Origin of the sequence: Curtobacterium sp. HSID17257, assembly GCF_003989515.1 — a bacterium.
Taxonomy (GTDB): Bacteria; Actinomycetota; Actinomycetes; order Actinomycetales; family Microbacteriaceae; genus Curtobacterium.
In genome coordinates, this window is sequence record NZ_RBLU01000084.1 from 1 (window position 1) to 14,698 (window position 14,698).

A 14,698-nucleotide genomic window follows, 5' to 3' on the forward strand; every position below is an offset into this window, starting at 1 on the left:
TCGCGCACAACTACCTGGTGTCCTCGACCCCGGCGGTCGGTGGGACGCTCACCGAGCTCCCGGACCGCTTCGACATCACCACGAACGACCGGCTGCTGGCGATCGGCGGGTCGGACTCGGGCTTCGCCTTCCGGGTCATCGGCCCCGACGGCCGCTACCACGAGGACGGCTGCGTCTCCGTCGACGGCCCTTCGATGACCACGAAGGCCGCCCTCGGCGACTCCGGCAAGTACGAGGTCGAGTGGCAGATCGTGTCCGCCGACGGCCACACCGTCTCCGACCGGTACGACTTCACGTGGAAGGCACCGGCCGGCTTCTCCCCCGACCGCGGCACCGCGGCGCCGGCGACCTGCGCCGACGGCAACGGGGGCGGCTCGGGGTCCGCAGCGTCCAGCGCACCCGACACCGAATCCGGTGACACCGGCGACTCGAGCGCGACCGACGCCCTGTTCATCGGCGCCGGCGGGATCGTCCTCGCCGGCGTCGTCGTGGCGGTCCTGCTGCTGCTCCGTCGCCGTCCCGCCGCACCGGCGGCCGACGACCACGACGAGGACTGACACCCTCCCACCGGACCGGCACCGCGCCTCCAGGCCGAGAGCGCGACCACGACGACGGCAGCACCCGCTGCACCCGGCACGACGAAGGCCCCGCACCGTCCGGTGCGGGGCCTTCGTGTGTCCAGCGCTACTTGACGAGCGCCGGCAGGTTCTTGCGGCTCGTGAGGACCTGGTCGATCAGGCCGTACTCGAGGGCTTCCTCGGCGGACATGATCTTGTCGCGCTCGATGTCGTTGTTGACCTGCTCCGGCGTGCGGTTCGAGTGCTTCGACAGCGTCTCCTCGAGCCAGGTGCGCATGCGGAGGATCTCCGCCGCCTGGATCTCGATGTCGGACGCCTGACCGCCACCCTGCTGGGTCGCGGGCTGGTGGATGAGCACGCGGGCGTTCGGCAGCGCCAGACGCTTGCCGGGGGTACCGGCAGCGAGGAGCACCGACGCGGCCGAGGCGGCCTGGCCGAGGCAGACCGTCTGGATCTGCGGGCGGATGTACTGCATCGTGTCGTAGATCGCCGTCATCGCGGTGAACGAGCCACCGGGCGAGTTGATGTACATCACGATGTCGCGGTCCGGGTCCATCGACTCGAGCACGAGCAGCTGGGCCATGACGTCGTCGGCCGACGCGTCGTCGACCTGCACGCCGAGGAACACGATGCGGTCCTCGAAGAGCTTCGCGTACGGGTCCTGGCGCTTGAAGCCGTAGGCCGTGCGCTCCTCGAAGCTGGGGAGGATGTAGCGATCGGACGGAGCCGGGACGTTCTGCGCGCCACCGAGCATGGGGAGGTGCATTCTCGTTTCCTTCTCTTCGGTGGTGGTCAGTGGGACTCGGGCTCGGCGGCCGCGGTCGGCGTCTCGCCGTCGCCCACGGTGCCGCCGCCGCCGACGACCTCGTTCGAGGACGCGCGGAGGTGGTCGACGAAGCCGTACTCCAGGGCCTCCTGCGCAGTGAACCAGTTGTCGCGGTCGTTGTCCTTGAGGATCTGCTCGATCGACTTGCCGGTCTGCTCGGCCGTGAGCTCCGCCATCCGCTGCTTCATGTCGAGGATGACCTTGGCCTGCGTCTGGATGTCGGCAGCGGTGCCGCCGAAGCCACCGGACGGCTGGTGCAGGAGCACGCGGGCGTTCGGGGTGATGTAGCGCTTGCCCGGCGTGCCCGACGAGAGCAGGAACTGCCCCATCGAGGCGGCGAGGCCGATGCCCACGGTGACGATGTCGTTCGGCACGAACTGCATCGTGTCGTAGATCGCCATGCCCGCGGTGATCGAGCCACCGGGCGAGTTGATGTAGAGGTAGATGTCCTTCTCAGGGTCCTCGGCGGCGAGCATCAGCAGCTTCGCTGCGATCTCGTTCGAGTTCTCGTCGCGGACCTCAGAGCCGAGCCACACGATCCGGTCTCTCAGAAGGCGGTCAAAAACACTGGGGTTCAGTGTCGCTTCGGCCATGGAAAAGCTCCCGTTCAGTTGTCGCTTGATGTCGAACTTATCGGGTGCAACGCGGCTGTTCGCGCCTGTTCGCTGTGGGCGGTGCGCGGGCGCGGGAAGTGCGCAGACGACGGACGGGAGGCACGGTGCCAGCTGGCACCGTGCCTCCCGTCCGTCAGCGCGTCGCGTTACTTCGCGTCGGCCTCCGTGGCCTCGTCGGCGTCGGCCGACTCGTCGTCAGCCGAGTCCTGCGCCACACCGGCGGTGAACGCGGACAGGTCGACGACGTCGCCGTTGGTGTCCTTGACGGTCACCTTCGACAGGACGGTCGCGACGGCCTTGGAGCGGGCGACCTCGCCGACCATGCCGGGGATCTGGCCGTTCTGGTCGATGACCTTGATGAACTCGGCCGGCTCCATGCCGTACTGCGCCGCAGCCTGGATGAGGTACTGCGTGAGTTCCTCCTGGGAGACCTGGATCTCCTCCTTCTCGGCGATGGCGTCGAGGAGCAGCTGCGAGCGGAAGGCCTTCTCGCTGGACTCGGAGACCTCCTTGCGGTGCTCGTCGTCCTCGAGGCGGTTCTCCTGCTCGAGGTGACGGTGCACCTCGTCCTCGATGAGCTGCTCCGAGATCGGGATGTCCACGTCCTCGATGAGCTTCTCGACGAGCTTGTCGCGAGCCGCGGCGCCCTGACCGAAGGTCTTGGACTTCGCGATCTGCTCCTTGAGGTCACCCTTGAGCTCGTCGATGGTGTCGAACTGGCTGGCGATCTGCGCGAACTCGTCGTCGGCCTCGGGGAGCTCGCGCTCCTTGACGGCGGTGACGGTCACGGCGATCTGCGCGGTCTCGCCCTCGCGGTCGCCACCGACCAGCGTGGACTCGAACGTGGTCGACTCACCGGCGGTGAGCGACTCGAGCGCCTCGTCGATGCCCTCGAGCAGGTCGCCCGAGCCGATCTCGTAGGAGACGCCGGTGGCCGAGTCGACCTCGTCGTCACCGATGGTCGCGGTGAGGTCGATCTGGGCGAAGTCGCCGGTCTTGGCCGGACGGTCGACCGTCACGAGCGTGCCGAAGCGGGTGCGCAGGTTCTGCAGCTCCTCCTCGACCTCGTCGTCGGAGACCTCGACGGCGTCGACCGTGAGCTCGTACTCGTCGTACTTCGGCAGGTCGAACTCGGGACGGACGTCCACCTCGAAGGTGAGGACGAGGTCGCCCGAGAAGTCCTTCACGTTCGGGAGCTCGGCGACGTCGGCCTCGGCACGACCGAGGATGCGCAGCTCCTGCTCCTCCACCGCCTGGCGGTAGAAGGTGTCGATGGCGTCACCGACGGCGTGGTTCAGGACCTCGCCGCGGCCGACGCGCTGGTCGACGATCGCCGGCGGGACCTTGCCCTTGCGGAAGCCGGGGATGTTGATCTGCTCGGCGATGTGCTTGTAGGCGTGGTCGATGCTCGGCTTGAGATCGTCCGGCGTCACGTTCACGGTGAGCTTGACGCGGGTGTCGCTCACCTTGTCGACGGTGCTGGTGGCCAAGGGATGTACTCCTGTTGGTTGACGTTCGAGTGGACCTGGTCGGGGCGACAGGATTCGAACCTGCGACCTCCCGCTCCCAAAGCGGGCGCTCTACCAAGCTGAGCTACGCCCCGTGACTGGGCCAGGTGTCCGCGCACGCCCGAGGGCACGCACGACCGCGACGAGTCTAGCGGTCCCCCGCTGCCTGGTTCCCGGGCGGCGTGCCGTGTGTGGACGGTTCCTGTCCGGCGCTGCGTCGGAGACCCTGCCGCCACCGCACCCCGACGACCACCTGCACCCCGAGTGCGGCGACCATGAGCACGACCCCGAGGACGATCCGCCAGACGTGCAGCAGCGCGTGCCAGGGCTGGGACTGGGGGTCGCCGAAGACCTCGGGGCGGAGCGAGAACACGACGGCGGCGACCGCGAGGAGCACGAAGGAGATGACCCGGGAGCGCTTGATGCGGCGCGTGTCGGAACCGTCCGGCTGCGGCAGCACGTTCGATGGCATGTCGGGGGCCGTTCGTCCGCTACGATGGTGTCGCTGCGGACTCGTGCCGCAGTGCGGGGATGTAGCTCAATGGTAGAGCCCCAGTCTTCCAAACTGGCCACGCGGGTTCGATTCCCGTCATCCCCTCCACGTCCTCTTCACGGCTTCCAGCTGGCGCTGCGCCGAAGCTCGATTCTCGTCATCCCCTCCGCACCGTCGTCGCGATCAGGCGGTCGTCTTCGTCAGGCCGTGCTCCGTCTTCTCCCAGTAGTGCGGCCGGGTGATCAGCTGCCACAGTCCCTTGTACGCGGCGACCGAGTGCAGGATCCAGTAGAGCGGGTTGAGCAGCGCCCAGCCCATCAGGTCGAACCGCCCGCGCTTGTACGGCCCCATCATGGTCAGGTAGATCATCGTGGCGTTGCCGAGCAGGAAGTCGAGCACGCAGAGCCACAGGACGGGCGCCGGGAACAGCGGCGCGGTCCAGTCTCCCGGCAGCAGCAGCGTCGCGATCGTCACGAGGACGCCGGGCAGCATCCCGAGGAAGGTCAGCGGGGTCCCCGCGATGAGCAGGGCGAACGCCGCCGCCCGACGCGGCCCGATCTCGCGGACGAGCGCCCGCGGCCGCCGGGCGTGCACGAGGGCGGTCTGCATGTAGCCCTTGATCCAGCGGGAGCGCTGCCGGACGAAGTTCGGGATCGAGGTGTTCGCCTCCTCCATCGTCGTGGAGTTGACGACGGCGACGCGGTACCCGACGGCGGACGCCCGGATGCCGAGGTCGGCGTCCTCGGTCACGTTGTACGGGTCCCACCCGCCGAGCTCGCGGAGCAGGTCGGTGCGGAAGTGGTTCGACGTGCCGCCGAGCGGGATCGGCAGCTGTCGGGCGTCGAGGCCGGCGAGCATGTAGTCGAACCAGTACGAGTACTCGAGCGTGAACATGCGCGTGAGCGCGTTCTCGTCGGCGTTGAAGTAGCTCAGCGCGGCCTGCACGCACACGGTGTCGTCCCCGGCGCGGTCGAAGGTCAGGAACACCTTCCTGAGCTGGTCGGGGTCCGGACGGTCCTCGGCGTCGTAGATGACGACGTACTCCCCCTGCGCGATGGCGAGGCCGACGTTGCACGCGCGGGGCTTCGTCTGCGGCGATCCCGGCGGCACGATGACGATGCGCATCCACTCCGGCGGAGCGGCGTCGATGACGGCCTCGCGGGTCTCGTGGTCCTCGGCCTCGACGAGCACGAGGACCTCGAGCCGGTCCTTCGGCCAGTCGAGCACCTCGAGGTTCCGGACGAGGTCGTGCACGATGTTCGCCTCGCGGAAGACGGGCACGAGCACGGTGTACGTCGGCAGGGCGTCGTCGTCGAGGGCCGCGACGTCCTCGACCGACACCTGCTCGACCAGGTCGAAGCGGGCGCCGACCATCGAGACCCAGAACTTGAAGAGGATGCCCGCCAGGAAGCCGAGCGAGAGCACCGCCGTCGCGATCGCGACCGTGCTGCCCGGTGCGAGGACGAGGCACGCCGCGAACAGGAGCAGGGCGACCGCACCGCCGACCCGTTGTCCACGTGAGAGGACGGTCCGTGCGGACAGCGCCGGGTTCGTCCGGGCGAGGCCGTGCGCGGCGAGGTCGGCGACCTCCTCCTCGAGCTCGTACGCGATGCGCTGCCGGACGTCCGCCTCGGACGCACTGCGGAGGACGACGGGCTCGCCGAACTCCTCGGTGAGCGCCGCGCGGAGGACGTCCGGGTCGGACCGGCCGCTGGTCAGGACGAGGACGCCCTCGCGGATGCGGGCGGACGCGACCCAGCCCTCCTCGACGTGCCGCTGCACGGAGCACCGGTGCAGCGGTCGCCAGTCGACCTCCTCGCCGCGGTGCCGTCCGGTCGGACCGACCACGACGGCCCGGTCGGCGTCCAGGACAGACCGCTCAGCCCCGTCGGCATCCAGGGGCGGCCGCGGAGCGACGGCGGTCACCGGGTCACCACCGCGACGACGGCGTGCATCCACTCGACGACGACCTGGCGTTCGGAGGCCGCGGCCCACGCGAGCGGGACCTGGAGGACGGCGAGGACGACGACGAGGGTGCTGGTGACGCGGCCCTCGACCGGCGGCAGGATCGCGATCGCGACGCTGAGCATCGTGACGAAGACGTTCCCGGCGGTCGCGACCGGCACGAGCCCGATCGCGTACCCGCCCACGGTCCCGACGAAGAGCGCCGCGACGAGCCCGATCGCGCCGGGTCGGCGGACGAGCAGTGCCAGTGTGGCGCCGGCGACGAGCATCGCCACGAGCAGCAGGCCGTCCGCCGTGGCGAACAGGTGGCGCAGACCGTCGAGTCGTTCCTCGGACACACTGATCGTCCCGCGCAGTGCCGCGAACGGGTCGTGGAGCACCATCAGGTCCAGGACGGCCGTCGAGAGTGCGACGGCGAGGCTCGGGAACACCAGGACGAGCACGTTGGCCCGCCGGATGCCCCGCTGGTCGTGCCGTGCCAGGTCGAGCAGCGGCGCGGCGAGCGCCGCGATCCCGACGTAGACGAAGCCCATCGGGTCCACCAGCGTGGACAGCATCAGCGCGAGGCCGGCACGGAAGCCCGCCTGCGTGTCCCCCCACGCGAAGAACCGCACCATGTCGACGACGGCCAGGGCGAAGAGGGCGATGCCGAGGAACGCCTGCAGGTCGTCGAGCGCGAGGAAGGCGTACAGCGGGTTGGCGCCGAGTGCGATCGTGAACGCGACGACCTCGCGCATGCGCAGGCCGCGTCGCAGCATGTCCTGCGCGAGGAGCTGGAGCAGCACGCCGGCGACGACCCCGCCGAGCACCGCGGCACCCTGCACACCGAAGGGCATGAAGCGCAGGAGCACCCCGGAGAGCAGCGGCCAGAGCTGCCCGATGGCCTGGACCACGCCACCGTCGAGTGCGGCCGTCGCCCGGTCGAAGGTGACCTGGTTGCCGGTCAGCCCGAGGGACGGCGTCGTCGTGATGTGCGACGCCACCAGCGCGAGGACCACGTAGGGCAGCGCGAAGGCGGCGCGGAGCAGCCACCGGACGGCGAGGGACGGCAGGGGCCGCAGCGGTGCGGGTGCCGGCACCGCACCGGTCGGCGCCGGGTGCGGGCGGGAGAGCGTGACGGTCATGCGGCTCCTCCGGGTGAAGCACGCAGGGGTGTCCTGCACCGTCCATCCCACCCCGTGTCCACGGAGCGCGACAGCCCACGAACGGGGTACAGACCGGTCCCCCTTGCGGACGACACGAGGCGTCGGGCGCGCTCTGGCGCGCGCTGCACGCGCGACGTCGACACGCCCATCCGTGCGCTGCGCCCCGCGCTGACCGCACGTCCGACTTGACGCCGGTTCGAACACACGTTCGAATACCCGTGTGGGACGGCGTCGCGAGAACCGGTGGCAGCCCCCGGAGCACCCGGAGGTCGAGCGCCCGCGTGCCTACTCCCTGTCGGAGGAAGCGCGCGGACCGGACGTCTGCCACGCCGTCACCCCCGCCCCCGTGTGGGCGTGGATCCAGTTCCCGACCTTCCACATCCGCGTGAAGGGCTTCGCGAGGAGCTGGACCCGCGACGCCGTGCTCGTCGAGTGGGCACAGTTCGGCCAGCAGGCCGACGCCTGGGTCTGGCGGTCCGCCGTGAAGCACCGCACGCTCCGAGCCGACCTGGCGGCACGGCATCCGGGGAACGCACCGCATTGACTTCCACCCGCATCACGAGGATCGTTCTGCCCGTACTGCTTCGCCGAACTACACGATCATCGAGAAGTTCGACGGCGACGACCCGACGGAAGGAGGCACGATGATGAAGAAGAACGAGGTGCCGTCCTGGGTCGCCCACGTGCTCACCCCGCCGGAGGTCATCGCGGCCTACGTCGAACGCCGGATCAACGATCCGGCCCTGCTGTCGGGTGTGCAGTCGGAACCCACGTACGCGGACTTCCTGCGCGCCGAGTAGGCGGTCGGCCGGGAGGCACGACGGACGTCCCCGACGTCAGGGAACCTGCCCCGCGCCTCCCGTCCGACCCGCGTCCGGTCGCGCGCGACCGCGTCGCGCCGACAGCGTGACCCCGATGCTGGCCACGCTCACGCACGCGAGGGCGACGACCTCCTGCGCCGCCAGCCCCTCGTGCAGCACCACCAGGCCCGCCAGGGCCGCGATCGCCGGCCCCAGGCTCTGCAGCACCCCGAACACCCGCGTCGGCATCCGGCGGAGGGCGAGCATCTCGAGGGCGTACGGCAGCACGGTCGACAGCAGGGCGACCCCCGCGAAGACGAGCAGCAGCGACGGGTCCCCGACCACCCCGTCGACGGCCGGACGCAGCCCGGTCGGCAGGGACACGAGCATCGCGACGACCATCGACACCGCGAGCCCGTCGACCCCGGGGATCGCCGCACCGACGCGTCGGTTCATGACGATGTAGCCCGCCCAGCACGCGGCGGCGGCGAGCGCGGCGACGACGCCCCCGACCGCGGTGACCGCGGCCGGGCCGACGCCGAGCAGCACGACCCCGGCGAGCGCGAGCGCGGCCCAGGTCACGTCCCGCCAGCGTCGGGTGTGCGCGAGCGACAGGGCGAGCGGCCCGAGGAACTCGATCGTCACGGCGACGCCGATCGGGATGCTCGCGAAGGCCACGTAGATGAAGACGTTCATCCCGCCGAGCGCCAGGCCGAGCAGCACGGCGGCGGTCCACTGTGCTCGGGTCCAGTGCCGGACGCGCGGGCGGACGACGAGCACGAGCACGACCGCGCCGATGACGAGCCGGAGCGACGCGGCGCCGACGGACCCGACCTCGTCGAAGCGGGTCTTGGCGAGTGCGGCACCGATCTGCACCGAGAGCATCGCGGTGAGCGCGAGGAGCGGCGCGGGGACGCGGATCACGGTGCGGTCGCCACGTGTCGGGTCAGCCGAGGTACGCGAGCACGGCGAGGACGCGGCGGTGGTCCTCGCCGGTGTCCTCGAGGGCGAGCTTGCCGAAGATGCTCGAGACGTGCTTCTCGACCGCGCCGGTGCCGATCACGAGCGCGCGGGCGATGGCGGCGTTCGTGCGGCCCTCGGCCATCAGTCCGAGGACGTCGCGCTCGCGGGGCGTCAGGGCGGCGAGCGGGTCCCGTCGGCGGCCCATGAGCTGCGTGACGACCTCGGGGTCGAGCACGGTGCCGCCGGCGGCGATGCGGCGGACGGCGTCGTCGATCTCCTCGAGTCGGGTCACGCGGTCCTTGAGCAGGTACCCGATGCCCGTCGCGCCCGCCGCCAGGACGTCCTCGGCGTAGGTGGCCTCGACGTACTGGGACAGCAGCAGGACCCCGGTGCGCGGTGCGACGCGGCGGGTCTCGACCGCGGCGCGGACCCCCTCGTCGGTGAAGGTCGGCGGCATCCGGACGTCCATCACGACCACGTCGGGGGCGTCGTGCGGCAGCGTGGCGAGGAAGGCGTCGGCGTCGGCGTACTGGCCGACGACGTCGATGCCGGCCTCGTCGAGCACCCGGGCGAGTCCCTCGCGCAGGAGCACGGCGTCGTCGACGACGACGGCCCGGATGCGTGCTGCACCCGGGCCGTCGCTCATGCCGACCAGCCTAGTGGGAGCGGTCGCGCCTGCCGTGGCGTCGGACCGCTCCCGGTGTCGTCAACCGCGGGCGACGGGGACGCCGTTCAGGGCGCCGAGCGGGATGCGGGCGGTGGCCTCGGTCGGGCCACCCTCGGGGCTGTTCACGAGGAGCTCGCCGTCGAGGGCGCGCATCCGCCCCATCAGGCCCTCGATGCCGTGGCCCTCCTGCGGTCGTGCGCCGCCGCGGCCGTCGTCGGTGACGCTGACCGTGAGGTACCAGAGGCCCGAGGCGTCGACGATCAGGCCGAGGTAGACACCGGCCGTCGAGGCGCCGGCGTGCTTCGTGGTGTTCGTCAGGAGCTCGCTGACGGTGAAGTACACGTTGCGCTGGATCTCCGTCGCGAGCTCGAGTCCCTCGGGCAGGCGGACGTCGAGCCCGACGGGGATCGGTGTCCGGGCGACCAGGGCCTCGAGCGCGGCGACCAGGCCACGGTCGAGCAGGATCGGCGGCGCGAACCCCCGGGACAGGGCGCGCAGCTCGTCGAGGGCGTCCTGCGCGTGCTCGGTCGCCTCGCCGATGAGCTGCTTCGCCTTCTCCGGGTCGCGGTCGAGGGCGCGTTCGGCGGCCGCGAGGTCCATCCGCAGGCGGACGAGGCGCTGCTGCGGGCCGTCGTGCAGGTCGCGCTCGATCTGGCGCAGCGCCTGGCCCTCGGCCGTCACGGCTCCGGCACGGGAGGCCTGCAGCCCGGCGACGCGCTGCTCGAGCTGCTCCGCACGGAACCCGCCGAGCAGGCCGAGGTCGATCCAGTAGTGGGCGAGCACGGAGCCACGTGCCCAGAGGGGCAGGAGCGCCACCGATGCCGCCATCGAGAGCAGGCCGAGGAGTCCGACCGCGAGCAGCGCGCCGCTGTCGGAGCTGGGCAGGTACATGCCGCCCACGCCGAGGAAGCCCCACGCGACGGCGACCACGAACGGCCAGGCGAACCCGGCGAGGAGTGCGACACCGGCCCCCACGGTCACGAGTGCCGCGAGCGGGTACACGACGGCCGCGTGCAGCAGGTACAGCCAGTAGTGCGGGTTCGCCACCGCGGACCCGGTGCGCGTCCACCAGTTCTGCTGCCACCGCGGTGTCCAGTCGACCGGGCGGATCGGCCGGGGGTCGGCCCACCCGATGCGGGTCTTCTCGAACTGCCCGAGCCACCGCGCCACGAACAGCGCGATGAAGAACATCAGGAGCACGAACGGGTTGAACAGGTCGCGCAGGCCCCGGCCGAACAGCGCCGCGGGGAACGCCGCGTACAGCGTGCAGAGCAGCACGGCCGTCAGCGCCATGTAGCCGAAGTCCCGCGGCAGGCGACGCCAGGCCTCGCGGTAGAACCGGCCCGCGGTCATCCCGGAGCCAGCGCCGTTCCCGCTCCCCGGGGCTCCCGCGGCGGCGAACGGCGGCTGCCCCGGAGCGAAGGTGTCTCCCGCTGTCGGCGTGGCGCTCCAGCCCGAGGGCGCCGCCGAGCGGCGCGGGTCGGGCGTGCGGGGCTGCTCGGGCATCGGCTTCGTGGCTCCCTGGTGCACGGCACCGTCGAGCGGGACGGTCTGTGCACGATCGGCGGCGTGGTCGTCCAGCGGGACGGTCTCGGCCTGGTCGAGGCGGTCGGTGTCGGTCATGGGTCCAGCCTCTCGGAGCCCGTCCCCGCGTCCCATCCTGCCGTCTCCCGGATCGGGGGTGGGGTTGTCCCCACCCCCTGCGCCCGTCGCCCCGTCAGACGAGGGCGGCAGCGACCTCCGGCGACTCCTCGGGCACCGACCACGGACGGTGCGTCATGCCGCTGTCCCCGCGGAACGACACGACGGTGCCGTCCTCGTCGCGCGCGTAGGTGATCCGCTCGTCCACCGAGCCGAAGCGGTTCCCCGCCGCCATCACGAGCGTGTCCTCGTCGACGACCCGGAGGCGCACCGGGGACTCGGTCGGCACCGGCTGGGTCGGGTCGATCGCGAGCAGCCGGTCCCCCACCCGTGCGACGTCGGTGATGCCCTCGAACGTCGTGAACCGTCCCGTGTACCGGTCGGTGTCGACGCCCTCGGGCAGCTCGGGACCGGGAGCCTGCTCGTCGGCCGCGGCGTCGAGCAGGTGCACGATGCCCGTCGCGAGCATCCCCGCCGGGCCGGTCGCGCTGCTCGTCAGGACGGAGACGACGAGCGACGACGCCGGGTCGAACACCGTCTGGGTGATCTGTCCGGGGAACCCGCCGGAGTGCCCGCGCACCTCCCGCCCACCGATCCGGTCGACGATGAACCCGGCGCCGTAGCCGCGCGCGGCCGGGTCGGTGTCGAGCGCGCTCCACGCCTTCCGCTGCGCCAGGCGCTTCGCGTGGTCGGACAGCAGCGAGCCCCGGCCGGGCACGTGCGCCGAGAAGTACCGGACGAGGTCGGACGCCGTGCCGTGGAAGCCCGTCGCCGCGGCGAGCGCCCCGGTCGTGACGTGCGGGACGCGCTGGCGGGTGCGGGCGGTGTGCAGGCCGGTGTAGCCGACGACGAACTCGTCCTCGCGGGTCGGGTCGTACTCCGGCCCGGTCCCGGTCAGCCCGAGCGGCTCGACGATCGCACGCCGGACGTGCTCGGCGTAGGTCGTGCCGGTGACGGCCTCGACGACGAGCCCGAGCAGGCCGTAGCCGAGGTTCGAGTAGTTGAAGGCGGACCCCACGGGCACCTTCGCGCCGCCCTCGACGACGAGCGCGACGAGCTGGTCGGCATCCGGGAACGGGTGGTCGAGCGCCCAGTGGTCACCGTCGGCACCGTCGCGGACGACCCCGGCACCCATCTCCATGAGCTCGCGGACGGTCGCGTCGGCGACCGGCGACCCGGCCTCGACCAGGGCGGGGACGAACGACCCGACGGTGTCGTCGAGCCGCAGCGCGCCGGCGTCGGCGAGCTGCAGCAGTGCGGTCGCGGTGAAGGTCTTCGAGTGCGACGCGATCCGGAACAGGTCCGTGGTCGTCAGGCGCCGTCCGGCCTCGACGTCCGCCCAGCCCCAGGCCGCGGAGAACAGCACCTCGTCCTCGAAGCCGATCGCGACCTGCACGCCGGGGAGCCGGAGCTGCCACACCTTGTAGTCGATCCACTCACGGACGTAGGGCAGGACGGACTCGTACGCGGCGCGCTTCTCCATGCCGACCAGCCTCGCATGTGCCACGCTCGTCGCATGCGGCACACACCTCACTTCCTGATGACCGACGTCGACGAGGTACGACGCCTGATCGACGGACATCCGTGGGCCACGATCGTGTCGCACACCGCCGCCGGGCTCGTCGCCTCGCACTACCCGTTCCTGCTCGAGGCGACCGGGCCGGACGACGACCCCGACGAGATCGTCCTCGTGTCGCACGTCGGCCGGCCGGACGAGGTCGCGCACGAGCTCGGACAGCACGAGGTCCTCGTCGTGTTCCAGGGCCCGCACGGCTACGTCTCCCCCGCCTGGTACCCGCCGGAGCAGTTCGTCCCGACCTGGGACCACGTGACGGCGCACTGCTGGGGGACGCCGGAGATCCTGTCCGACGACGAGAACTTCCGCGTGCTCGGCGAGCTCGTCGACCACTTCGAGCGGGTCATGCCCGAGCCGGTCTCGCTCGACGTCGATCCCGGGACCGCCCGCCGCGTGGCGAAGGGCACTGTCGGCATCCGCATCCGGGTCGCCCGGTTCGACGCCCGCGCGAAGCTCTCGCAGAACAAGGCTCCCGAGGTCGTCGAGCGGATCGTCGCGGGACTCCGCGGCGACGGCCCCTACGCCTCCCCCGCGCTCGCCGACGCCGTCGAGCGCGCGCAGGCGGGAAGACAGGACGGACGGGAGGCATCGTGACCGACGTCCTGCTCCGCACCGTCCGCCGGGTGGGCACCTCCGGCGCACCGTGCGACGTCCGCATCGTCGGTGGCCGCATCGAGGCGGTCGCGCCCGCCGGCACGCTCGACCCGCCGCCGGGCGTCGACGCCGACGTCGTGGAGACCGACGGCGCGTGGCTCGGCCCGGGCCTGGTCGACCACCACGTGCACTTCGACCAGTGGGCCCTGGTCCGCCGACGCGTCGACGTGTCCGCCTGCACGTCGGCGGAGGCGACCGCCGACGCGCTCGCCGCGGTCGCACGTACCGGGGTGTCGGACCTGGTGCTCGTCGGCCACGGCTACCGCGACGGGACCTGGCCCCGCCCCGCACGACGCGAGCTGCTCGACGGGGCCGCACCGGGCCTCCCGGTCGTCGTCATCAGCGCCGACCTGCACGCCGTCTGGTGCAACGCGCTCGCGCTCGCCCACTGCTCGGCGCTCCTCGGACGGCCGCTCGCGGCCGGTGCCGACGGGGTGGTGCGCGAGCAGGACGCCTTCGACGTGACCGCGGTGCTGTCCCGGGTGGCCGACGACGTGCTCGACGGCTGGGTGGCCGAGGCGGTCGACGCGGCGGCCGCCCGCGGCGTGACCCGTGTCGTCGACCTCGAGATGGTCTTCGGACTCGACCGCTGGACCCGGCGGGTGCACGCGGGGACGGACGGCCTGCGGATCGACTCCGGCGTGTACCCGGGCGAGCTCGACGCGGCGATCGCCCGTGGCCTGCGCACCGGCGACGTCGTGGACCGCACCCGCGGGCTGGTCCGGATGGGCCCGTTCAAGGTGATCACCGACGGCTCGCTCGGGACGCGGACCGCCGCGATGACGTCGGGTGAGGGCGTGCTCGCGTACCCGTTCGAGGACCTCGTGGCGATGGTCCGGCGCGCGGTCGACGCCGGGCTCGTGCCGGCCGTGCACGCGATCGGCGACCGGGCGAACACCCTGGCGCTCGACGTCTTCGAGGCCGTGGGCGCGCGGGGCAGCATCGAGCACGCCCAGCTGCTCGTCGACACCGACGTCGACCGGTTCGCCCGGCTCGGGGTCGTGGCGTCGGTCCAGCCGGAGCACGCGATGGACGACCGGGACATCGCCGACCGGTACTGGGCGGACGTGACGGACCGGGCCTTCCCGTTCGCGTCGCTGCACCGGGCGGGGGCCGAGCTCCGGCTCGGGTCGGACGCTCCCGTGGCGCCGCTCGACCCGTGGGTGTCGATGGCGGCCGCGGTCGGGCGGGACCGCGACGGCCGCACGCCGTGGCACCCCGCGGAACGGCTGTCCGCGCTCACCGCGTGGCGCGGCTCGACCGAGGGC

15 protein-coding genes and 2 tRNA genes are annotated in these 14,698 nt (G+C 71.9%); 6 read left to right on the forward strand and 11 right to left on the reverse strand.

All coding sequences use genetic code 11. The annotated features are described in order from the left end of the window. A partial coding sequence (locus D8M35_RS12115; protein ID WP_148113366.1) for a copper resistance CopC family protein occupies positions 1–557 on the forward strand: 557 nt, incomplete at its 5' end. A gap of 127 nt (positions 558–684) precedes the next feature. Here D8M35_RS12115 and D8M35_RS12120 read toward each other — a convergent pair. From D8M35_RS12120 to D8M35_RS12140, 5 genes are all read right to left on the reverse strand, one after another. Then, entirely contained in the window at positions 685–1,344 is a 660-nt protein-coding gene (locus D8M35_RS12120; RefSeq protein WP_058728413.1) for an ATP-dependent Clp protease proteolytic subunit, read from the reverse strand. 26 nt (positions 1,345–1,370) lie between these two features. Then, positions 1,371–1,997 carry an ATP-dependent Clp protease proteolytic subunit gene (locus tag D8M35_RS12125; protein ID WP_058742932.1) on the reverse strand — a complete coding sequence of 209 codons (627 nt, stop codon included), beginning with the start codon at positions 1,995–1,997 and terminating at the stop codon, positions 1,371–1,373. 167 nt (positions 1,998–2,164) lie between these two features. Further along, positions 2,165–3,508 (reverse strand): trigger factor, encoded by a 1,344-nt coding sequence (gene tig, locus D8M35_RS12130; protein WP_126892097.1) that lies wholly within the window; start codon positions 3,506–3,508, stop codon positions 2,165–2,167. A 36-nt stretch (positions 3,509–3,544) separates the two neighbouring features. Further along, positions 3,545–3,621, reverse strand: a tRNA-Pro gene (locus tag D8M35_RS12135). Positions 3,622–3,674: 53 nt separating this feature from the next. Continuing rightward, positions 3,675–3,998, reverse strand: a complete 324-nt coding sequence (locus tag D8M35_RS12140; RefSeq protein WP_126892098.1) for a hypothetical protein — start codon at positions 3,996–3,998, stop codon at positions 3,675–3,677. 55 nt (positions 3,999–4,053) lie between these two features. Between D8M35_RS12140 and D8M35_RS12145 the strand changes: the two genes are divergently transcribed. Beyond that, a tRNA-Gly gene (locus tag D8M35_RS12145) sits at positions 4,054–4,127 on the forward strand. A 75-nt stretch (positions 4,128–4,202) separates the two neighbouring features. Here D8M35_RS12145 and D8M35_RS17080 read toward each other — a convergent pair. Both D8M35_RS17080 and D8M35_RS17085 read right to left on the reverse strand, forming a co-directional pair. Continuing rightward, a complete protein-coding gene (locus D8M35_RS17080) occupies positions 4,203–5,867 on the reverse strand; it encodes a glycosyltransferase (RefSeq protein WP_238638217.1) in 1,665 nt (554 codons plus the stop codon). 74 nt (positions 5,868–5,941) lie between these two features. Beyond that, a complete protein-coding gene (locus tag D8M35_RS17085) occupies positions 5,942–7,108 on the reverse strand; it encodes a hypothetical protein (RefSeq protein ID WP_126892099.1) in 1,167 nt (388 codons plus the stop codon). Positions 7,109–7,349: 241 nt separating this feature from the next. Here D8M35_RS17085 and D8M35_RS12160 point away from each other — a divergent pair, with 241 nt between their 5' ends. Next, the gene (locus D8M35_RS12160; RefSeq protein ID WP_126892100.1) at positions 7,350–7,673 is read left to right on the forward strand and encodes a hypothetical protein; all 324 of its coding nucleotides are present in this window, start codon (positions 7,350–7,352) and stop codon (positions 7,671–7,673) included. Between the two features lie 100 nt (positions 7,674–7,773). Beyond that, a complete protein-coding gene (locus D8M35_RS16420; protein ID WP_153257446.1) occupies positions 7,774–7,929 on the forward strand; it encodes a hypothetical protein in 156 nt (51 codons plus the stop codon). Positions 7,930–7,965: 36 nt separating this feature from the next. Here the strand turns inward: D8M35_RS16420 and D8M35_RS12165 are convergent, their stop codons facing one another. The 4 genes from D8M35_RS12165 to D8M35_RS12180 form a co-directional block, all read right to left on the reverse strand. After that, on the reverse strand, positions 7,966–8,853 hold the full coding sequence (locus tag D8M35_RS12165) for a DMT family transporter (RefSeq protein WP_126892101.1): 888 nt from the start codon (positions 8,851–8,853) through the stop codon (positions 7,966–7,968). A gap of 22 nt (positions 8,854–8,875) precedes the next feature. Then, positions 8,876–9,538, reverse strand: coding sequence for a response regulator transcription factor (locus tag D8M35_RS12170; protein ID WP_126892102.1), 663 nt, complete (start codon positions 9,536–9,538; stop codon positions 8,876–8,878). A 60-nt stretch (positions 9,539–9,598) separates the two neighbouring features. Next, entirely contained in the window at positions 9,599–11,182 is a 1,584-nt protein-coding gene (locus tag D8M35_RS12175; protein WP_126892103.1) for a sensor histidine kinase, read from the reverse strand. Between the two features lie 94 nt (positions 11,183–11,276). Continuing rightward, on the reverse strand, positions 11,277–12,683 hold the full coding sequence (locus D8M35_RS12180) for a serine hydrolase (RefSeq protein WP_161972654.1): 1,407 nt from the start codon (positions 12,681–12,683) through the stop codon (positions 11,277–11,279). Positions 12,684–12,716: 33 nt separating this feature from the next. Between D8M35_RS12180 and D8M35_RS16615 the strand changes: the two genes are divergently transcribed. Beyond that, positions 12,717–13,370, forward strand: a complete 654-nt coding sequence (locus D8M35_RS16615) for an FMN-binding negative transcriptional regulator (RefSeq protein ID WP_161972655.1) — start codon at positions 12,717–12,719, stop codon at positions 13,368–13,370. Further along, a partial coding sequence (locus D8M35_RS12185) for an amidohydrolase family protein (protein WP_161972656.1) occupies positions 13,367–14,698 on the forward strand: 1,332 nt, incomplete at its 3' end. The genes D8M35_RS16615 and D8M35_RS12185, both read left to right, overlap by 4 nt.